This is a genomic window from Polynucleobacter parvulilacunae (assembly GCF_018881715.1).
GTDB lineage: Bacteria > Pseudomonadota > Gammaproteobacteria > Burkholderiales > Burkholderiaceae > Polynucleobacter > Polynucleobacter parvulilacunae.
Map to the genome: position 1 here is coordinate 100,859 of NZ_JACVPW010000003.1, position 20,792 is coordinate 121,650.

The 20,792-nt window shown below is 46.5% G+C and carries 17 protein-coding genes and 1 other RNA gene; 11 read left to right on the top strand and 7 right to left on the bottom strand.

What is annotated here, in order from left to right; all coding sequences use genetic code 11:
• Position 1 precedes the first annotated feature (1 nt).
• Positions 2 to 1,048 carry a hypothetical protein gene (locus ICN18_RS07990; RefSeq protein ID WP_216189988.1) on the top strand — a complete coding sequence of 349 codons (1,047 nt, stop codon included), beginning with the start codon at positions 2 to 4 and terminating at the stop codon, positions 1,046 to 1,048.
• 7 nt (positions 1,049 to 1,055) lie between these two features.
• On the opposite strand, the gene ICN18_RS07995 is transcribed toward ICN18_RS07990, so the two are convergent.
• The 5 genes from ICN18_RS07995 to trxA all read right to left on the bottom strand — a co-directional run bounded on the left by ICN18_RS07995 (position 1,056) and on the right by trxA (position 6,622).
• Positions 1,056 to 2,447: an MATE family efflux transporter gene (locus ICN18_RS07995; protein ID WP_216189989.1), complete on the bottom strand. Its 1,392-nt coding sequence runs from the start codon at positions 2,445 to 2,447 to the stop codon at positions 1,056 to 1,058.
• Between the two features lie 3 nt (positions 2,448 to 2,450).
• On the bottom strand, positions 2,451 to 4,169 hold the full coding sequence (locus ICN18_RS08000; protein ID WP_216189990.1) for an ArnT family glycosyltransferase: 1,719 nt from the start codon (positions 4,167 to 4,169) through the stop codon (positions 2,451 to 2,453).
• 89 nt (positions 4,170 to 4,258) lie between these two features.
• Entirely contained in the window at positions 4,259 to 4,606 is a 348-nt protein-coding gene (locus tag ICN18_RS08005) for a type B 50S ribosomal protein L31 (RefSeq protein ID WP_068948267.1), read from the bottom strand.
• Positions 4,607 to 4,775: 169 nt separating this feature from the next.
• Positions 4,776 to 6,038, bottom strand: a complete 1,263-nt coding sequence (gene rho / locus ICN18_RS08010; protein WP_011903147.1) for a transcription termination factor Rho — start codon at positions 6,036 to 6,038, stop codon at positions 4,776 to 4,778.
• Positions 6,039 to 6,295: 257 nt separating this feature from the next.
• Positions 6,296 to 6,622, bottom strand: a complete 327-nt coding sequence (gene trxA, locus ICN18_RS08015) for a thioredoxin TrxA (protein ID WP_068321063.1) — start codon at positions 6,620 to 6,622, stop codon at positions 6,296 to 6,298.
• A 110-nt stretch (positions 6,623 to 6,732) separates the two neighbouring features.
• Between trxA and ICN18_RS08020 the strand changes: the two genes are divergently transcribed.
• The 6 genes from ICN18_RS08020 (at position 6,733) to ICN18_RS08045 (ending at position 16,089) form a co-directional block, all read left to right on the top strand.
• On the top strand, positions 6,733 to 9,738 hold the full coding sequence (locus ICN18_RS08020) for a PD-(D/E)XK nuclease family protein (RefSeq protein WP_216189991.1): 3,006 nt from the start codon (positions 6,733 to 6,735) through the stop codon (positions 9,736 to 9,738).
• Positions 9,735 to 13,250: a UvrD-helicase domain-containing protein gene (locus tag ICN18_RS10530; protein ID WP_369411879.1), complete on the top strand. Its 3,516-nt coding sequence runs from the start codon at positions 9,735 to 9,737 to the stop codon at positions 13,248 to 13,250. The genes ICN18_RS08020 and ICN18_RS10530 overlap by 4 nt, the downstream gene beginning before the upstream one ends.
• A gap of 54 nt (positions 13,251 to 13,304) precedes the next feature.
• On the top strand, positions 13,305 to 13,808 hold the full coding sequence (locus tag ICN18_RS08030) for a DUF1993 domain-containing protein (protein ID WP_216189993.1): 504 nt from the start codon (positions 13,305 to 13,307) through the stop codon (positions 13,806 to 13,808).
• Positions 13,809 to 14,069: 261 nt separating this feature from the next.
• Positions 14,070 to 14,570, top strand: coding sequence for a LexA family protein (locus tag ICN18_RS08035; RefSeq protein ID WP_216189994.1), 501 nt, complete (start codon positions 14,070 to 14,072; stop codon positions 14,568 to 14,570).
• A 1-nt stretch (position 14,571) separates the two neighbouring features.
• A complete protein-coding gene (locus tag ICN18_RS08040; protein WP_216189995.1) occupies positions 14,572 to 15,882 on the top strand; it encodes a Y-family DNA polymerase in 1,311 nt (436 codons plus the stop codon).
• 63 nt (positions 15,883 to 15,945) lie between these two features.
• The gene (locus ICN18_RS08045) at positions 15,946 to 16,089 is read left to right on the top strand and encodes a hypothetical protein (RefSeq protein WP_216189996.1); all 144 of its coding nucleotides are present in this window, start codon (positions 15,946 to 15,948) and stop codon (positions 16,087 to 16,089) included.
• A 394-nt stretch (positions 16,090 to 16,483) separates the two neighbouring features.
• On the opposite strand, the gene ICN18_RS08050 is transcribed toward ICN18_RS08045, so the two are convergent.
• Complete coding sequence (locus ICN18_RS08050) at positions 16,484 to 17,143, bottom strand: putative quorum-sensing-regulated virulence factor (RefSeq protein WP_216189997.1); 660 nt, start codon at positions 17,141 to 17,143, stop codon at positions 16,484 to 16,486.
• A 169-nt stretch (positions 17,144 to 17,312) separates the two neighbouring features.
• Between ICN18_RS08050 and ICN18_RS08055 the strand changes: the two genes are divergently transcribed.
• Positions 17,313 to 17,657 carry a DUF4156 domain-containing protein gene (locus tag ICN18_RS08055; RefSeq protein ID WP_216189998.1) on the top strand — a complete coding sequence of 115 codons (345 nt, stop codon included), beginning with the start codon at positions 17,313 to 17,315 and terminating at the stop codon, positions 17,655 to 17,657.
• A gap of 272 nt (positions 17,658 to 17,929) precedes the next feature.
• On the opposite strand, the gene ffs is transcribed toward ICN18_RS08055, so the two are convergent.
• An RNA gene (gene ffs, locus ICN18_RS08060) (signal recognition particle sRNA small type) lies at positions 17,930 to 18,028 on the bottom strand.
• A gap of 32 nt (positions 18,029 to 18,060) precedes the next feature.
• On the opposite strand from ffs, the gene dnaX reads away from it, so the two are divergent.
• From dnaX to recR, 3 genes are read left to right on the top strand one after another with little or no spacing between them, the layout of a single operon-like run.
• The gene (gene dnaX, locus ICN18_RS08065) at positions 18,061 to 19,728 is read left to right on the top strand and encodes a DNA polymerase III subunit gamma/tau (RefSeq protein ID WP_216189999.1); all 1,668 of its coding nucleotides are present in this window, start codon (positions 18,061 to 18,063) and stop codon (positions 19,726 to 19,728) included.
• A 53-nt stretch (positions 19,729 to 19,781) separates the two neighbouring features.
• Positions 19,782 to 20,105 (top strand): YbaB/EbfC family nucleoid-associated protein, encoded by a 324-nt coding sequence (locus ICN18_RS08070; RefSeq protein ID WP_072582156.1) that lies wholly within the window; start codon positions 19,782 to 19,784, stop codon positions 20,103 to 20,105.
• Between the two features lie 29 nt (positions 20,106 to 20,134).
• Complete coding sequence (recR, locus tag ICN18_RS08075) at positions 20,135 to 20,749, top strand: recombination mediator RecR (RefSeq protein ID WP_216190000.1); 615 nt, start codon at positions 20,135 to 20,137, stop codon at positions 20,747 to 20,749.
• Positions 20,750 to 20,792 lie beyond the last annotated feature (43 nt).

Sequence of the window (20,792 nt, forward strand, 5' to 3'; positions counted from 1 at the left end):
CATGAAAAAAACATTTTTAGCTTGCACAAGTCTGAGCCTAGTTTTCTTGGCTGGCTGCGCCACCAAGCCGCCTGCACCCGTGGCGGAGTCAGCAATTGTGGGGCAAGTGCCTGCGGATCCTCCGAAGAACTCAGCGATTACTGCTGAGGCGCTGAAGGCAGATTCCAAATCAATTGCAGTAACTGACATCTACTTCAAAAAAGAAGGCAAAAACTTGACCTTCATTGAAGAAACCAGAACGGTTACTAATAACAGCATCTCTTCTACGATTGTGCCTAAGGCAATTGAGGTGGATGCCGATAAGGCTAATTCCTCGGTGATTACTGGCGGTGCAAACTCATCGGCTTATCCAGTAAAGTTCACCAATTTAGCTGACCCTAAATCAACCGCTCCAGGCACTGCTATTCCACCTATGCCTGTAGCTGATGCAGGGGCACCAAGCAATAGCTCAACTGCTGCTGATACGCAAAGCATGAAGAAATCAGGCTATCAAAGCAATAATGAGTATGGTGAGTTGCGCTATCTAGCGAATCCGATTCGTGGCTTACTCATTAAGTCTGGCTATAAAGTAGTGCAGGCCAAATCTACTCCTGCTGTACCCAATCAGGGCGATGAGTACTTTGATATCGTTAAGCGTATTCAGGCTGGCGATTTTGGTGATGCCGACTATGTTTTGTATGGCGTCTTAGCTGAAGTTTCTAGTACTGATAATGTTTCCGATATTCCCGGAACAAAATCTACCTCGCAGCAAGTAACGCTTGAGGTAACGGTGGACTTTAATATCGTCGAGACCAAAACGACTCAAATCGTTGCCTCATTTGTGGCATCGGGTGAAGGCAAGGATGTTCAAATTGATGGCCGAGATACTGGTCACAAGCCAAGTACAGCTAAGCTAATGAAGTTAGCCTCTTTGGATCTGGCGGAAGATGTCCGAAAACACTTGGCTGATCAAAACTTTATTACTAACAGCCCTGGTTCAGCAGGGCAGGTCCGTAATCTCAAAAGACACTTAGATGATGACGCTTCTACTTTGAAAGTTTATAAGTAGGGGCGAATCAAACCTCTACCGGTGGATGCGTTTTCTCATAGCGCTCCGCTGTTCTTCTAAAGAGGTAGAGCAAGAGGCATGCAGCTAAACCTAGGCTCAGGCTATTTCCAGCCCAGAAGCCATTAGCACCTTGCAAGAATGATGGCGTATTACCCAAGACATTAAAGCCCATCAGATACCCGCCACCAAGGCCTACACCCCAGAGTGAGCCGGCATAAATCAACATAGGCCAAAATGCAATCCGATAAGCCCGCAGAATAAATGCTGCAGTGATTTGTAGGGCATCAAACACTTGGTAAAAGGCAATAAACAAAAAGAGGGGAATGGAAAATGCCTTCACTTCTGCTGGTGGATCATATAGGTCCAGTAGCTGGATTCTAAAGATCCAAACAGCAATGCCGATGCTAATGCAAAGGGTGGTCGTAAAAAAGACTGAAGACCAACCTATTTCTTCCGCACGATCGGGTTTGTTGGCGCCAATCGATTGGGATACCAACGTCATTGTGGCAATCGAAAGCGATAAGGGAACCATGTAAATCACGGTGCCCATATTGGCCACAATTTGGTGTCCCGCTAATGCGGTAGTTCCAAGGCGCGCAATAAACAAAGACATAAAAGTGAATGAGGTCACTTCGATCAAGTAACTAAAGCCAATGGGTGCGCCAAGCTTAAGCAAAGTCCAGATGCGATGCCAGTCAGGCATGCTAAAGCGGGCAAAGATCTTAAATGGCCTGTAAAAGCGATCAAATAAGACAAATCCTAAAGTCATTAGTAGCCATGACCAATTAATAATGACGGTAGCAACAGCACAGCCTGGACCGCCCATGCCCTCGATGCCTAAGCCACCATAAATAAAGAGCAGGTTTAAAGGAAGCTTCAGTGCCAGGCCGATGATTTGTACCACCGTAATTACTGTAGGGCGTGACACCGCGTTGTGAAGCGCCATGAGAACGCGCATACCCATGCTGGCTGGTAAGCCAATAGCTAAGATATTGAGATATAACTTCGCTTTACCTTCAATGGCCTCATTCATTTGCGAGATAGCGAGCAAATGATCCGCATTGAGCAAAATAAAACAGCCAAGCACAGTAAGGCCTAAAGCGAGCCAAGTGGCCTGGCGAACTTCTTCGCCGATTTCTGAAAAGCGTTTAGCACCAAACAATTGGCCAGCTATTGGTGCAAGAGCAGAGATAACTCCTGTTAGGCCAACGTAAATGCTAATGAAGATGGCTGAGGCCATTGCCAGTGCAGCGAGATCTTCCGCAGAATAACGCGCAGTCATGGCGGTATCTAAGACGCCAAATGTGATCACTGCAAGCTGCCCAATTAACAAAGGACTAGCTAGCTTCAGTAGGGAAGGAACATCCTCACGGAGGCGCGATAACTTAAAGTGCAGCACGATTTATTCTGGTATTACTTCGTAAAGACGTAGACGCTCATCGCGGTCAGCTGCGCGACGGTCTTCCCAGAGCAGGGTGAGCTTTTTATTATTTAATTGTGCGTATGCTTTTGCTTCAGATTGGCTGTGTGTCAGCATCCATGGGCAATTAGGATCATCGCGTAAGTTAAGTTTAGAGAAGTATTCAAAAGAGGCAAGTTGTGCAAAACCGAGATTGCTGGTATCGATACAGCCACCACCCGATGGGATCACTTGAACTAAACGTGCTGAAACATAGCGATAGGTCTTGGCATAGTTAATTGTTGGCAACCATAAGGTCATCAGTAGCACCCACATTAAAGTGGTGCCCGATGCGGAGATAATGAGGCAACGCCAAATTTCTTTCGGTGCTCGCGAGGTTCTCCAGCGGACTACCGATAACCACACACCAGTAATCGCAAGCGCCACGACAAAAGCCAGCACATTAAATTGACTCTCAAAACCAGGAAGTAGGCGCGCAATATTGGCTGCCGTTGTCTCTGGGTAGCCGGTGACTTTTGCTAGCCAGATAATCCAAATAGCGAGAGCGATGAGCGTAAAGCTAAACATCGCAAACCAATCGATAAAACTAATGACGCTACGCTTTAGAACGGGCAGGCTAAAAGCGGCAATGATCGAAAGGCTCGGAATCAAAATCATTAAATCATGTTCATTGGCTTCTAGGCGGAATAGGACATAAATTAAGCTGCCGATAAATAAGCTTAGTGGAATAGCAAGATGCGGTGCTCGCCAGGCACCAGATTCTTTAACTCGACCCCAGTGTGCGAGCGAAACAATGGCCAGCGGCCAAACAGGCCATGCGTAAGCCCAGAAGTTCACGCTCAAGAAACCGAGTGATTCAATTGATGGAGTAGCGCGCATTTCTGGCATATTGCGCCAACCTTCTTCGGCAATGTGACGCCATTGCGGCGGTAGGTCAGACAAATACCAGACCAAAGGCCAAATCGCAAAACCAATCAACCCCAAAACAGTGCTTGTCAGTGTCCAGCGAAAGCGTAGCTTTGCATTACTAGCAATTACGGCAATGATCGTGGAAGTAACAATGATTAAGCTGAGCGTGAGATTGGAGGATAGCGCTACGATAGCGATGCCAAGGCCAGTCCATAAGCCGCCTTGCCAGGGCTTATCGAGACCGCGAACTGTTCCGTACAACACAATACTGATGCCCATTAACTGCGCCATCATTGGGGTAGTTTCATGAGCGCGTTGAGCTAAGCCTACGCAAGCTAAGAAGATGAGTAACGCACCATCAGCCAAAGTCATGCCATAACTCTTCATATCAGGCTGACCACCAACGGCTAGTGCCATCGGTTGTACTTCACGACGACGACCTAATAAATAAGTGGCGTACCAAATAGCTAGAGCAGCGGAGAAGAAACAAATAGCAGCATACAAACGAGCGGCATTGGCGGCGCCAATAAAGGGGCCAAACCATTTAATCAATGTGGCGCCCATCCAATATGGCAAAGGTGTGCCAAGTGAGATATCGCGGCCCGCTAGGTGTGGAACGATCCAGTCAATTGAGTCGCCACGAAAGAGAGTCCACATGCCACCAAAGCCAATCGCATCTTCGTTCTTCCAGGGATCCCGGAAGAAGAGTCCGGCAAAACCATAAACCAATGTCAGCGCAAAAATAATAATGCGCGGAATTGATTTAGTGGCAGCGGCGGTAAGTTTGACCATGGGTGAGGTTGAAAATAAAAAAGGCAGCAAACGCTGCCTTGATTATCTCGCAGAGCAGGTATTTAACATACCCCGCGAATAGAAGTGGTTTAAGCCTTCTTCTTAGCTGGCTTTTCAGCAGCTTTAGCTTCTGCAGCAGCAGCTTTTTTCTCAGCTGTTTTAGCAGCGCCATCACCGGAAGCTTTAGCAACAGCTTTAGTTCCGAATTTCTGACGGAATTTCTCAACACGACCAGCGGTATCCATAATTTTCTGGGTACCAGTGTAGAAAGGGTGTGATTCAGATGAAGTCTCGATCTTGGCCAATGGATATTCATTGCCATCTTCCCACTTGATTGTCTCTTTAGTAGACATAGTGGAGCGAGTCTTGAAGCTGAAGTTATTGGAAACGTCTACAAAGACGATTTCGCGATATTCGGGGTGAATGCCAGGTTTCATGTTGAGTCCTATGAGCGGGTAGCCGTTTTAGTCAAATTGACTTAAATACTTTCCCAGGTTTTAAAAGCAAGTTAATGGTGCAGCAAAGGCGAAATTATGCCATGAAATCAAGGACAAAGCTCGCTTTAGGAGTCTAAAAAGGGCCAAAACAGCCCCCTAGACCCTTAAATTAGCCTCCGCGACGCATTAAGTCGAAGAATTCACCATTGTTTTTGGTTGATTTGAGCTTATCTACGATGAAGTTCATCGCCTCGATATCGTCCATATCTGCCAGCAATTTACGCAATACCCAGATCTTCTGGAGGTTCTCAGCTTTAACCAAGAGCTCCTCACGGCGGGTACCAGACTTATTGAGGTTAATAGATGGGTAAACACGACGCTCAGCCAAGCGACGCTCAAGGTGAACTTCCATATTGCCGGTGCCTTTGAATTCCTCATAGATGAGGTCATCCATACGGCTACCCGTTTCAATCAGGGCAGTAGCGATGATGGTCAATGAACCGCCTTCTTCAATATTACGTGCAGCACCGAAGAAACGCTTTGGACGTTGCAATGCGTTTGCATCCACACCACCAGAGAGTACTTTGCCTGATGAAGGAACAACTGTGTTGTATGCACGAGCAAGACGAGTAATCGAGTCAAGCAAGATGATGACATCTTTACCCATCTCCACTAAACGCTTAGCTTTTTCAATCACCATCTCGGCAACTTGTACGTGACGTACTGCTGGCTCATCAAAAGTAGAGGCAACCACTTCGCCGCGAACGGAGCGTTGCATTTCAGTAACTTCTTCAGGGCGCTCGTCAACGAGCAATACGATCAAAATCGCTTCAGGATTATTGGCTGCAATTGCGTGAGCAATGTGCTGCATCATCACGGTCTTACCAGACTTTGGTGACGCCACGATCAAGCCACGTTGGCCGTAACCAATAGGGGAGATCATGTCGATGATGCGGCCAGTCAAGTTCTCTTCGGCCTTGATATCACGCTCTAAGCTGATAACGCGGTTTGGGTGCAAAGGCGTTAAATTCTCGAACATGATGCGGTTCTTGAGGGCTTCTGGAGCCAAACCGTTGATCTTGTCTACCTTTACCAATGCAAAGTAACGCTCGCCATCTTTAGGTGTACGAACTTCACCCTCAACGCTGTCGCCAGTATGTAAATTAAAGCGACGGATCTGCGCAGGGGAGATGTAAATGTCATCAGGAGAAGCCATGTATGAGGCTTCAGGAGAGCGCAAGAAACCAAAGCCATCAGGCAATACTTCCAAGGTACCGTCACCGAAAACAGTTTCACCAGCCTTCGCACGTTTTTTCAGAATGGCAAACATCAATTCTTGTTTGCGCATCCGTTGAGTGTTTTCAATCTCCAGGCTAGCTGCCATTTCAAGCAGAGCGGATACGTGGAGGACTTTGAGTTCAGTTAATTGCATGTGGTTCTCGGGTGTTGATAAAGATAAAAATAAATAAGGGAAATTTGTTTTAGGGTATTGCCGCGCTGATCAAGATCACGCAGATGTGGAAAAACAGAATTTTTGGAATTTGCTAAAAGAAGGGGGAGATAAATTGCTGAAAATCGGAGCACTGATTAGTGCGTTTGAGTAATACTACACTAAAAAACGGGTCTGGCAACTGCGGGAAATCGATAAAAACCACAGGCTCAGCTGGTGAACCTGTGGTCTGAGACTATTTACAGATGACTATCAATAAACGCAGTCAACTGGGATTTGGCCAAAGCGCCTACTTTTTGAGCAGCCACGGTGCCATTTTTGAAGAGGATCAAGGTAGGAATGCCGCGAATATTGAACTGGGCAGGAACACCTTGGTTCTCATCTACGTTCATTTTTGCGATCTGTAGCTTGTCGCCATACTCGCCAGCGAGCTCTTCCAGAATCGGACCAATCATTTTGCAAGGACCGCACCACTCAGCCCAGAAGTCGAGCAGAACAGGTTTATCGGACTTGAGGACGTCTTGTTCGAAAGAGGCGTCAGTTACATATTTAATGCCGGCACTCATGAAAATTCCTTATTTAGACTTATTTAGCGAGTTATTTAATTATGTCGTTACAACGCTTATATTAGCAATAAGCGGAACGTTCTGCTCAAAACAGATAAATTACTCTATTAATGTCTCAGCCTTTCCCTGCCATTTCTGATCAAAAGCAGCCACAAGCATGGGCAATCACGCCCAATAGCCAAGCGCTTGCCCAATTGGCAAAAGGAATTTGGGATTGTGCAGTGCAAACCAATCAACGCCCCTTGGTGGTGCTCAGTACTGCTGGTCCACTGATTGGGGTAAGGGCAGCTTTAGAGCAAAACCGACCAAAAGACCTGCCAAGCAGCATCGCCTTTCTACCCCAAGTAATTAGTTTTACGGATTGGCTAGAAGCGGCGCCAGGCGCATGGAAGTTTCCCAAGAAACAAAGTGATCTTGAGAGATGGCTGTCAGTCTTTGTAAATTTACGCAAACATAAAACATTGCAAGCGTGGTTTAAGGCAGAGAGTGAAGCAGGGGCCTGGGGATTAGCGCAAGCGGTGATTGACGCATGTGACGCACTATCTGAGGCAGTTGTTCCGCAACTACAAGATGAACTGAACACTCTCTTAAATACGCATGCATTGGACACTGAAACTTGGCTTAAAAAAGTAGAGCTTGTTTTAGATCAAGCGATAGCTAAAGCATATGTAGGGCTCTCGCGTAATGTTGTAGATGAAGAGTCTGCGGTGCTTCTCACTTTCTGGCGTTATCTAACCAGCGTTGGCGATCCAGTTATTCGAAAGCATTTAGCAATGGCTGCGCATATGCAGGCAGCAATGGTTAATGCAGAAAATCAACATAACAATGTGCGCCCATTTATTTGGGTGCAGACCGCAGATCCAAAGCCAATTGATCAAGAGTTAATCAATCGATACCTGAATGATTACGCGCAGTTCGCGCCAGTAGTCGGTGTAGACAGTGACTGGAATTCAGTAGCCCTGTGGTCTGAGGCTCTTTGTGGACTTGATGAAGGCGGCAATATCGCATCTGCAAACCCTGCAGAAGAATCTCAAGTGAATAGCAATATTCAGGCAAATAGAAATGATGATTGGCGCTTGTTAGCGGCAAGACGCTTTGAAGAATTAGCATGGGCTGCAACAAAATCGATTGAATCGCATCTTATTGCCGGCAAGAAAAATATTGCCTTAGTTGCACAAGATCGTTTGGCAGCCCGAAGGGCGCGAGCACTGTTAAGTCGCTTAGGTAATGCTTTACGTATACGTGATGAAACGGGTTGGAAGTTATCCACCACCAGAGCGGCAGCTGCCTTCGATAGCTGGCTTGAAGTGATACGTGCTCCCAAAGAGGGGCCTAGTGCAAGCGCACTGCTAGAGTTTTTGCAAAATCCTTATTTTGATCTAGCACATAGCCTGAATAAATCTCCCGAGGCATGTATTGGTCTGCTTGCTCAGCTGGAAGATATTTTGATTGCCAGTCAAGCGAAGTCAGGATGGGAAACTTTCCTCATGGCAATAGAGCGAGCCAATAAACATGCGGCTTCTAATGGCGGCTCTCCTAATGAGCATTTAATCGATCTCATTAAGTTTGTGAGACGCCTGCACGCAGCTTGGCAGCAATTGTCAGTAGATTGTTCTAGCGCTTACGATCTTTTGCAAAAAAACCTGCTAGAGACAGGCATGGCCGGCAGACTAGATCAGGACGCTGCTGGCAAGCAGCTTCTAGACATGCTTAATGGCTTTAATCTGAATGGCGGCATTTATAGCAATTTGAAGATGAGATTGCCCGAATGGCTGAGTCTTTTAAAGACGGTGATGGAAGAGGCGACCTATGAAGAGGCTGGTACAGAAGCGCAAGCTACTTTAAGCATTTTGCCGCTGAGCTCAACACGCTTGCGTCAATTTGACGCGGTAGTATTGGTGGGGTGCGATGAACAGCAGCTGCCGGCATTTGCTGAGCCGCCATTATTTTTCTCGGATACGCTAAATCGCTATCTCAAGTCCTCCACAATTGCTGCTCAATTTGTACAGCAGGCGAGAGATCTCTCTCAATTACTAGTCTCTTGTAAGCAGGTGGATCTTCTCTGGCAGAGTAAAAGTAAAAGTGGTGAGCCTCTGCGTCCATCCGCTTGGATTCAACGGCTGCAGACCCAATTAAAAACCTGGAAAGCGATTGAGGTTAAGCCAGGGATATATGAGGGTAGGTCACAACCGATTCAGATGTCTGTGAGTGTGCCGGATACCGATCTGGCGATCCCGGTAACGGTTTCACCCAGTGCCTATAAGGCTTTGCGCGATTGTCCTTATCGCTATTACGTCGGTAGCTTATTAGGCTTACGTAAAGCGAAAGAATTTGAGGAGGGGTTTGATGCCTCTTTAGCAGGTCAAACCTTGCATGCTTTACTTAAGACTTTTTTTCAAGCATTGAAAACGGAAGACGAAAAATTGCACTCACCAATTCATGATGGTGCCCAAGCGCGCCGTCAATGGATGATTGATCATTTAATGAAATATTCAGAGAAAGAATTTGAGCGTCTGATTGCTGGTGATGCAAGGGTATTAGGAACGCTAAGAGATTGGCAAAAACAAATCCCAAGTTTTGTTGATTGGCAGATTCAGAGAGAGGGCGAAGGCTGGCGTTATCACGATGCTGAGCTGACAGTTGGCTTTACATTGAGTTTGACTGATCCAGCGGGTGTGCAAAGAGATGTTCGTATTGCAGGGCGTGCCGATCGATTTGATATTCATCAATCTGATAGCTCTGCAGCGGCTGTTATTGACTATAAAAATCAAAAGATGAAAAAGATTGTCGATCGTGCCGAGAATATCTTGGATGATCCACAGTTATTAATCTATGCGCGTGCTGCCAATGAAAATGCCATCGCAGCCCATATTCCAGGTCGTACAGTAGGTGAGGCACAGTGGGTAAGCCTCAAGGCCGAGTTGGATAAAGGCGAGGATAAAAGCATTCGGTCACATGCAGTAGAAAATATGCCCGAGCTGATGATTCAGTTTTCTGAGCAAATCACTCAAGACTTAAATAGCTTATGGGCGCGTAAGCCCATGCAAGCATTTGCGCCCGATAGCGTCTGCCAATACTGTGAAGCTAGGGGCATTTGTAGGAAGGGGATGTGGTGAGCGAAGAGTTCAATTATTCCTTAGCCTGCAATCCAGAGAGATCGGTGATTGTTTCTGCTTGTGCTGGTAGTGGCAAAACTTGGCTATTAGTAGCTCGCATGATCCGGTTATTGCTAGCTGGTGCGGCGCCGCAGGAGATCTTGGCGCTCACCTTTACTCGTAAAGCGGCACAAGAGATGCGTGATCGTCTCTATGGTTTATTGGAAGAGTTTTCTGTTGCGGATGACGCAACACTAACGCATGAATTACAAATCAGGGGTCTAACAAAAGCAGAAGCCATTCAACTGTTATCCCATGCTAGAGCCCTGTACATGAAGGTCTTGTCTAGTCCTCAGGCGCTTGTTATTGATACCTTCCACGGTTGGTTTGGGCGCCTACTTGGCGCAGCCCCAGTATCAGCAGAGGTGCAGCCTGGCTTCAATCTACGCGAAGATGCTAAACGCCTGCAAGAAGAGTGCATGGAAGATTGGTGGGGCAATCTTCCAGAAGATTTAAAAAAGCACTATGACGTATTGCTGGCAGAGTTTGGTGCGAGTGAAACCCAAAAGTTTTTGATGGGTAATTACAGTCTCTTTAAGCAAAGAGGTGCATGGACTTTCTTTAAAGATGCATGCATTACTAAGAACATAAAACCAGTCGATTTCTTAAGCAAAGTCTTGCCGTACATTAGCAAGAAAAATCCACTTGAAGCATTTTGGCAGCGCCCCGGCACCAAGAAGGATCTAGAAGCGCTCTATAAATGCTTTAGTAACGGTACGCCAACACAAATTGGTAAAGCAGAGTATCTCAAGCAAGTAATTGAGCATCATGATGCTAACGGCTCCGTAATGGATATCGCAAATGAGTTTCAAACTTACTTTTTGACTCAGGCCCGTACTTCATTGGCGGATATTGCCAAAACTTCTGCCCCCATGCTCAAGTACCTAGATAAAACGGGCGGAGATCCGGTAGAGATTACGGCGATTCGTAATGCTTGGGTAGAGGCCTATGAAGCTTTCTTTGTCTGGCAAAGTGAGCATCTAGTTCATGAGCTCAATCTTGCTTGGTTTGCCATGAGTGAAGCAATGCTCGTTCATATGGAAAAAGCCAAAGAGGCTATGCGTGTGCGCGACTTCGATGACTTGGAGATTGGCGTGAGTCAATTAATGACTAGCTCCGCCAATGCATCCTATCTGCAAGCCCGCTTGGATGCAAAGTACAAACATATTTTGATTGATGAGTTTCAGGATACCAATCCATTGCAGTGGCAAATCTTGCGCTCATGGTTAGATGGCTATGGTGAAGATGGTTCAATGCCAAGCGTCTTCATTGTCGGTGATCCCAAGCAATCTATTTATCGCTTCCGGCGCGCTGATCCACGGTTATTTGATAGCGCTAGAGATTTTCTGGTGAGCAAGTTAAATGCAGCCGCTTTATCTCAAAATACTACTCGCAGAAATGCACCTGCTATTAATGATGCGGTTAATCAGGTATTTTTAGCGGGCGCTTTACCGGAGAGTTATCAATACGCTAAACAAGCTACAGCTTGGAAGCCTTTGCAGGATCGCTTACCAGAAGAGATTTATGCAGCAGTGGGTGAGGCGCAATTACTACCGCTAATTGGGCGCGTAGACGAGGAGCAACCAGAGAGAGATGGTTCTGCTTTTGATGCTGCAATTCGAGATTCTGGTCAAACCAGTGATGTGCAGCAGCGCTATGAAGAGGGTAAGCAAATTAGCCGCTTAATTCGCCACGTGATTGCCACACGTCAAGTGATGGATAAAAAAGATGGTCAAGATTGTTGGCGCCCAGCAAGAGCTAGCGACTTCATTCTGTTGGTTAAGCGTCGTAAATATTTGCCACAGTTCGAAAGAGCTCTTCGTGAGGCAGGTTTGGCTTATGACAGCACTCGCTTGGGCGGCCTTCTTAATACATTAGAGATTGATGACTTAATTGCATTGCTCACGGTTTTGGTTTCTCCTCGCCATGATTTGCCATTAGCCCAGGTTTTGCGTAGCCCGATTTTTGGCTTCACTGAAGCGCATATGCAAGAACTCAGCATGAGTGTGAATGGCAATCAGCAGGGCTATCGCTGTTGGTGGGATGCTTTACAGGATAGTCAAAACCCACATATCCAAAAGGCTGCAAGGTATTTGGAGCATTGGCGCGGGCTAGGCGAGGTATTACCAGTGCAGGACTTACTGGATTTGATTTATCACGAGAGCAATTTGCGCGTGAGCTATGCCGTTGCCGCTCAAAATCTAGCAAGGGCACAAGTCCTGGCCAATCTAGATGCTTTTCTAGAGCTCGCCTTAAATCAAGATGGCGGTCGCTATCCAAGCTTAAGTCGCTTCATTGATGAGATGAATGCAATGCGCCGTGGCGATGATGATGAAACGCCAGATGAGGGCGATGTTGAGGCTGAAGCTAATGAAGATATTGGTGAGGTAGATGAGCAAAGCGAGATGTCAGAGGAGGATCGTCATAAGCGTGTACGTTTAATGACAATTCATGGGGCTAAAGGATTGGAGTCGCCCTTTGTCATCATGCTCGACGCAAATAATACCGAGTGGCGCGCGCCACATCGCGGCATTCTCCTGGATTGGTCGCCAGAGCATGAGAGCCCGACACATCTCTCCCTGTATACCTCTAAGACCCTCACGGGTGAGCGTAGCGCTATCTTCAAAAAGGAAAATGAAGTTAGTCAAAATGAAAACTGGAACCTTCTCTACGTTGCGATGACTAGAGCCAAGCAGGGCTTATGGCTGAGCGGCGCGGCTAACAGTAGCAAGACTGGTCTGAATGAGCGCTCTTGGTATGGCAGAGCTTTGGCCGCAGGTGTTCCTATGTTAGACATCAATACCCCTGATCTTAAAGATATGCCCATAGAACAACGCGATATGCAGTTGGAGCTGGGAAGTACGCCATTTACGATTGATCACTTTCAGATTGCGTGGGATCAGGCTAAGACTCATTATCAAGACTCAATTGCAAAGATTGAGAGTGGCGCCTTAGCTAAAGCGCTTGCAGAAAAAACCTTAGAACAAGCAAAAGCGGAGCCTGACCCAGAAATTTTGGAAGAGGGCACGAACTTCCACAAATTACTTGAGTTCCTCACGCCGGATTCTAGTAATGAGGCAGTCTCACCTATGCCAAGCGAGCAAGAGCTCATGAACTGGCTTGGCGTTGATCAGGAGGGTGCAAATAAACTGATTGCACGCGTCCAAAAAGTGCTGACAACCCCAGAGCTCAAGCCTTATCTGACATCAGGCGAGTGGGTGCAGGCTTGGAATGAGTTAGATATCGCTAGCGAAGATGGCAAGAGCTACCGCATGGACCGATTGGTGGAGCTCGATGATCATTTGGCCATCATTGATTACAAGTTGACCATCCCAGAAGCAGGTAGCGAGAAATATGAAAAGTATCGCAAGCAGTTGCAGGGCTATCAGGCTGAACTAGCCAGAATTAGAAAAGACAAGCCAAACAAGGCTTATTTGATTTCTGCGCAAGGCGAGATCAAGGAGATCTATTAAACTGAATCAATCGGTTTAGCAACCTCGTCTTACTTCATTCTTTAGGAAATCCCCATGGCAATTTCAATGTACCAAGTATCAATCCCGCAATTTACAAAGATGCTCACCAACCTTTCGAACATCCTCAAAAAGGGTGAAGAATTTGCGGGTGCCAAGGGCCTTGATAGCAAAGTGTTGGTAGAGGGTCGGCTTGCTCCAGATATGTTTCCGCTAACTAAGCAAATTCAAATTGCTTGTGATCTAGTAAAAAATGGCATGGCGCGCATAGCTGGTGTTGAGTCGCCTAAATTTGAAGATGATGAGGTAACCTTTGCGGACCTTCAGGAGCGAATTGCTAAAACCATTGCTTTTGCTAATAGCCTCAAACCAGAGCAGATTAATGGCACCGAAGCGAAAGAAATTAAGTTCTCGATTAAAGAGTGGAGCTTTGAGTTTGTCGGTGAGCAGTATTTACTGACTTGGATTACTCCTAATTTCTACTTTCATGTGACTACGGCTTATGACATCCTGCGTCACAACGGGGTAGAAATCGGGAAGACGGATTATTTGGGCGGTTAAACTAGGGGCCATGGATCACTTTACTAAGCTCGTCGACATTGCGCAGCCTTGGCTGTATCGCGCCAGCATTTATCTTTCAAATGCTTTTGTCGACGACCCGGCGATCCTGGCCTTTGCTTTTTGCTAAGAGCAAAGCAGCCTTAAAAAGCCACCTACGGGTGGTTTTTTGTTGCCTAAATTTTGAGCAAATAGCCCTAAAACAACAAAAAGAGCTTCATTTTTGCGGTTTTTACATATACTGTATAAACATACAGTATATTAATGACTATGACGCAAGCGATGAACTCCGCAAAAGTAACTCTTACCCAGGCACCACAAGCCTTGGCAGGGCATTTTGCCGCCTATGAGCTCAAGCTTCTAAGTCACCGAATGTCAGCTGGATTCCCTAGTCCAGCGGCAGATTATGCTGAGGACGGCTTAGATCTGAACCATTACCTCGTTCAAAACAAGCCAGCTACTTTCATGTTTACCGTGAAGGGGGACTCTATGTTGGGCGCGGGGATTTGCGATGGCGATAAGGTAGTCGTTGATAAAGCCCTCAAGCCAAAACATAAAGATATCGTGGTCGCCGTTGTTGATAGCGAATACACCATCAAGCGCCTCTATCAATTACGCGGCCGTATTGAGCTGCAACCAGAAAATCCTAACTATCAACCCATTACCTTTAACGAAGGCAGCGAGCTACAAATCTGGGGTGTGGTTGTTGGGGTAGTGCGTAAGTACAGTAATGCGAGCACTAGATACAGCAAAGAAGGGAAGTGATATGAATATGCAAAATACTTCAAATTCACTCTTTGCGCTTGTTGATGTCAATAACTTCTATGTTTCTTGTGAGCGTGTATTTCAGCCTAAGTTAGAAGAGGTGCCGATGGTGGTGCTTTCCAATAACGATGGCTGCGCCGTAGCGCGTAGTGCCGAAGTTAAGGCGCTTGGCGTGAAGATGGGAACCCCTTGGTTTCAGATGAAGGAGCTGGCTAAAATGCATGGTATTCAGGCTTATTCATCTAATTACACCTTGTATGGTGATATGAGTAGTCGCGTTGTGCAGGTGCTCAGAGAATTCACACCCAATCTAGAGGTCTACAGTATTGACGAGAGCTTCTTGCAAATCGAAACCGTCTTAAAGCAATACCAAGACACTATCGAATTGGGTCAGAAGATCAAACAACAAGTTAAAGACACTACTGGCTTGCCAGTCTGCGTGGGCATTGGTGCCAGCAAGACCTTGGCAAAGCTGGCCAACCACTTAGCTAAGAAGCATCAGCAGTTTGCTGGCGTATGTGATGTGAACGCCATGGCAAAAGAAGAGCTCTATCAGTGGATGAGTGAGACTGAAGTGGGTGAGGTATGGGGTGTTGGTAAGCAAATTGCCACAAAACTCAAAGCTCAAAATATTCAGAGCGTATTTGATCTCTTGCAAGCTTCACCACAAGCCATGCGCCAACAGTTTGGCGTAGTGATGGAGCGTCTTTGTTATGAACTCCGCGGCACCTCTTGCTTGCAGTTAGAGGAAGTGGCGCCAGCCAAGCAACAAATCATTGCCTCACGCAGTTTTGGTAAGTTGGTTACCAGTCAGGCAGAGCTTGCAGAATCCGTCGCTACCCATGTAGCACGGGCAGCTGAAAAGCTCAGAACCCAAAACAGTACTACGGGCGCGCTCACGGTATTTATTCAGACTAATCCGTTTAAGCAAAACGAGCCGCAGCATCACCAGAGCGTCACGATCCCATTGGCAGATCCAACTGATAACACGCTGGTACTAACGAATGCGGCGCTGGCAGGACTCAAGCAAATCTATCAAGCTAACTTTCGCTATAAAAAGGCTGGAGTCATTCTGAATCTCATTAGCGATAAGCCAACGGCGCAGCAATCCTTATTTGACGATATTGCAACCAAAGGCAGATCAGCGCATCTCATGAAAGCGGTGGATGAGATCAATACGCGTTTTGGTAATGCGGTGATCCGATCTGCGGCCGCAGGAACCAACAACACTAAAGAAGATTGGCAGATGAGGTCAAACAATCGGTCCCCGAACTACACCACCAAGTGGGATGAGTTGCCGGTAGCTAGATAAAGAATTTAGTAACAAATCAATTAATCAGTAAATAACACGTAACAACGCATAAAGGAGAAGCAAATGGACACAATCAGCAACTTAATGAATAACTTTAACGGTATCTCATTAGCAGTGATCATGATCCTGTCTTACTGCGCAGTATTGAAAAATACTAAGCGTCACGATAGTGAAACAAAGCAGATCTTTAATCGCAGATACCAGTAAAAACATATCAGCAGTAGCAGTCAGCAAATAAGAAGCGGTAGGCCTGGAGGGGGAATAAGGAAATCACGGATTCCTTATTCCCTTGCTCTTTTGAGAGAGTTTAATTAGAGGAGGATTTATGTCTGATTCATCATTGATATCTGCATCAGCATTCTGAATAAGGATGCGGCCCTGTGCTACAGCGGTACTGTGTCGTAGCAAAAAGTAATGTTTTAAGAATTCATCAAAGTTGCTGCCCACATATTTTTTCTTCATAAATGATCTCTAATTAGTTTTTAATTAAAAGCGCATCAATAAAGATGTATGTTTAAAGTAAGAAGTTACTGAAAAGCTTGTAGGGGAGCTTTAATAAAAAACAGCAAGGGTTGGATTGACCCAAGCAAGAGAGCTAAGACTACTTGGCTTCTAAAGCTCTACGGAGGAATTCAGAAACATTATCTTGACGCAGCATCCATTGTTTGTAGTCGCTTGGAACCTGGCTAATGAGTTCACCTTTGTGTTTGCCAAAAGGCATGATCTTTGGAATTCGGGCTTTCTCAGACATTTCCCATAGAGCATCCAAAGAGACTGGGTGCAACTTATCAATAATTTGCCCAACAATCTTGGAGCAGATCCATACATCGGCCAATGCACTATGCGCATTGCGTAATTGATCTCGTGCCGTCTTGCGTTCAAAGTAATAGAGTAGTGCGCTTTGTGTGTGGCTATCTAAGTCGGGCCACAGACTGCGTGCCAGGGCTAGCGTGCAAATGCGTTTGACCTCGGGGCTACCAATAGCAACCCAGTCAAAGTCAATATTGTGACCAATCAGATATTTAGTGCCAGCAGGCAATCTAAAAGAACTACTAGCGGGACAATTAACCAACTCTTCATCCATGATGTGATGAGTGGCAAGTGCACCCAGGCTAATCGGTTTGCCAGGGTTATATCGTTGCACCCAAGGATTGCTAACTTCAAATGGATTGAGGGAAGTGACATCTAGTGAGGCAGCTTCAATAATGACTGCATCGTTCTTGTCGGTTGCTTCGACATCAAAAATAATTGCTTGGGGCATAAGGATTTCTTAGTGAATTGCTGGTGAGAATGATTGTGCCTTGAAACTACATTTTCGTATTAAAAAGTTAAGGAGACGGACTTATTGAATGGCTGCATATAGCTGAGCTGTTCTCATTACTCTCATTATTTGAATCTATAATGATCCCGTTATTTATGGGGAAAACAATATGAACGCAAAATCCATCATGGTCAGTACTGCAACTCTAATGCTCTTGGCTGGTTGTGCTGCCAAAGCGATTCACCCAAACGCGCAACAGGTTCGAATTCTCGAAAAAGCGCCAGATGGTAAGTGCCGGTATATTGGTGAAGCAATTGGTAGCCAGGGCAACTTCTTCACTGGGGCATATACGTCTGATGAGAATTTGCAGCAAGGCGCATTGAATGAGCTTAAAAACAAAGCAGCAAATATGGGTGGCAACGCAATCGTATTGGTTTCAAACCAAGCTGGATTGACACAAGGCTCCCAACGGAACACGACTTCATTGGGCAATGTATATAACTGTCAGTTCTGATGAAGCTAGGCGCTACATATTAATTAGCTTTCCTACAATCAATTCATCCCCAATCCCTACCTGCTACTCTCTAAAGTCACTACGCTGAATCTATCCACATAGAGGAGGATTCGGTTTGCAAGTATCTGTTGAGTGCACCCATAAGACATTACGTCTTTTTAAGATCCAATTGGACGCACGAACCGTCCTAGTTTTGCTGATTATTTGGATGATTTGGGGAATTTTCCGGATTCTGAAGATCTTCTGAATCACTGTTTTTGCTATGGGGAAGGGTGGATGAGCCAAACCCCCGGCACTGGCAGAAATTGGGTTTGGCTGCTTCGTTCCCGACCTGACCAGGTTATCCAACCCACCATGCGGGGAGGCCCATCCAATTCCATTTTAGCTTGTTAGAATGTAAGACATGACAGCATTGGCATTAGCCCGTTCGTGGCGCCCCAAAACCTTCTCTGAATTAGTCGGCCAAGACCACGTGGTCAAGGCTTTAACCCATGCCTTGGATCAGGGTCGTTTACACCACGCATGGCTCTTTACTGGCACCCGTGGGGTAGGTAAGACCACGATTGCCCGCATTATGGCTAAAGCCCTCAATTGCACTGGATCCGATGGTTCCGGCAAGATGACTTCAGAGCCTTGTGGTAAGTGCCCAGCCTGCATGGAAATCGATGCCGGTCGCTTTGTTGACTATATAGAGATGGACGCTGCAAGCAATCGCGGTGTTGACGATATTGCTTCTCTATTGGAAAAAGCAGCTTACGCACCAAGTAATGGTCGTTTTAAGGTTTACATGATTGACGAGGTGCACATGCTCACCAATCATGCTTTTAATGCCATGCTCAAAACTTTGGAAGAACCTCCAGAGCACGTCAAATTTATTCTGGCTACTACCGATCCGCAAAAGATCCCAGTAACTATTCTGTCTCGTTGCTTGCAGTTCAATCTCAAGCAAATGCCAGTACCACTCATCGTTGAGCATTTGGAAAAAGTGCTCGCAGCTGAAAAGGTGGAGTGCGAAGTGAATGCATTGCGTGTTCTTGCTAAAGCAGCCCAAGGCTCTATGCGTGATGCACTTTCTCTGACTGATCAAGCCATTGCCTATGCGGCCGGCAAAGTCACCGAGGAATCTGTGCGTGGCATGCTTGGTACCTTAGATGATGCTTATCTCATTCGCATTCTGGATTGCTTAATTGCTAAAGACGGTGCAAGTCTTCTTGCTGTAGCAAACGAGATGGGTGAGCGCAGTATGTCTTTCTCATTGGCCCTGCAAGATCTCTCCAGTTTGTTGCAAAAAATTGCAGCAGCGCAAGTAGTTCCAGAATCTGTATTAGAAGATTGGCCAGAAGCAGGTGAGATTCGTCGCTTAGCAGGTCAGCTCACAAAAGAAGAAGCGCAACTCTTCTACCAAATCACCATTACCAGTCGTCCAGATTTATCACTCGCGCCGGATGAACAAACTGGCTTTGCCATGACGCTCTTGCGCATGTTGGCGTTTCGTCCGGGCAATGGTGGAGGAGGCAATTCTTCTCCAGCACCATCATCGCCATCGGTCCCACCGGTAAATACTGCTCGTCAAACACCTCCAATGCCAGCAGCTAAAACAGCTGCTCCTGCGCCAACAGCAAAAGCTGCTGCTCCAGCTCCGTCACCCGCTGCTCCTGCACCTGTTGCTGCTTTAGCTAGCTCAGCTGAGCGTCCAGATTGGCATGCTTTGATGCGTCAGCTACCTGTTAAGGGGATGGTGCAACAGTTAGCGTTTCAGACGGAGTTGCAAGATTGGAATGATTCAGCGGCTGGTGTACGCGCAACGATTGTGACGCCTATGCCGCAGTTAGCTTCCGATGCATCTGTTGGTCGCTTAGCCGACGCACTTACTGCTCACTTTGGTAAGCCAGTGAAGATCGTGATTGAGAAGGGTGAAGTAGAAGGTAAGACTGTTGCTAAGGTTGATGCCCAGATTCATCAAGAGAAAAGAATGAATGCGGAACAGATGATTGCCGCTGATCCATTTATTCAGCAATTGGAAAAAGAGTTTGGCGCCAAAGTAGTTGGCGGATCTGTAAAACCTCTTTGATGTGACTCATTTAGTTAAATATCAATATTCAAAAGCACTAAGGAAATAAAGCGATGATGAAAGGTGGACTTGCTGGCCTCATGAAACAGGCTCAGCAGATGCAAGAGAAAATGAAAACTGCGCAAGCTGAATTGGCTGCGCTGGAAGTGACTGGCCAAGCGGCTGGTGGCTTGGTTAAAGTAACCATCTCTGGCAAGTACGAACTGAAGCGCGTGCAAATTGATCCAGGCGCTATGGATGATCGCGAGATGTTGGAAGACCTCATCGTGACTGCCTATACAGAAGCCTTTAAGCAAGTGGAAGCCGCTAGCGCACAGATGATGTCTGGTGCAACCGCAGGTATGCCTATGCCCCCTGGCTTCAAGTTGCCGTTCTAACTCTTTTCTAAATATAAAGCTCTGAATACATGGCGCGCATAGAAGCACCTCAAGATGCACTCGGTCGACTGATTGAAGCATTGCGCGTATTGCCTGGTGTAGGCCCTAAGTCTGCCCAGCGCATGGCGTTCTATTTATTGCAGCACGATCGCAATGGTGCAGCAGTGCTCGCTCAATCATTGGGTGAAGCAGTAGAAACTGTTGGACACTGCACGCGTTGTAATACGTTTTCAGAAACACAAATCTGCAGCACATGCTCGGACGATCGTCGTGATCCATCTTTGCTGTGTATTGTGGAAACGCCTGCTGACCAGGTGATGGTGGAGCAGACCTTAAGCTTCAAAGGCAATTACTTTGTATTGATGGGCCGTCTCTCACCACTTGATGGCATGGGCCCGAATGAAATTGGCTTTGATCGCTTACTCACTCGTATTGAAACTCCTGATACTGGTGTGCCGATTCGTGAAGTGGTTTTGGCTACGAATTTCACGAGTGAAGGTGAGGCCACTGCCCATTACATTGGTGAAGTGCTCAAGTCAAAAGGTATCAAGGTCACTCGTATTGCGCGAGGTATCCCGGTTGGCGGCGAGCTCGAGTATGTCGATGCAGGCACATTGGCTCGCGCCTTAATGGACCGCCGCTAATTCTTCTTAATCTCGGCGGTGAGTTGTTTTCAGGGTGCATGCA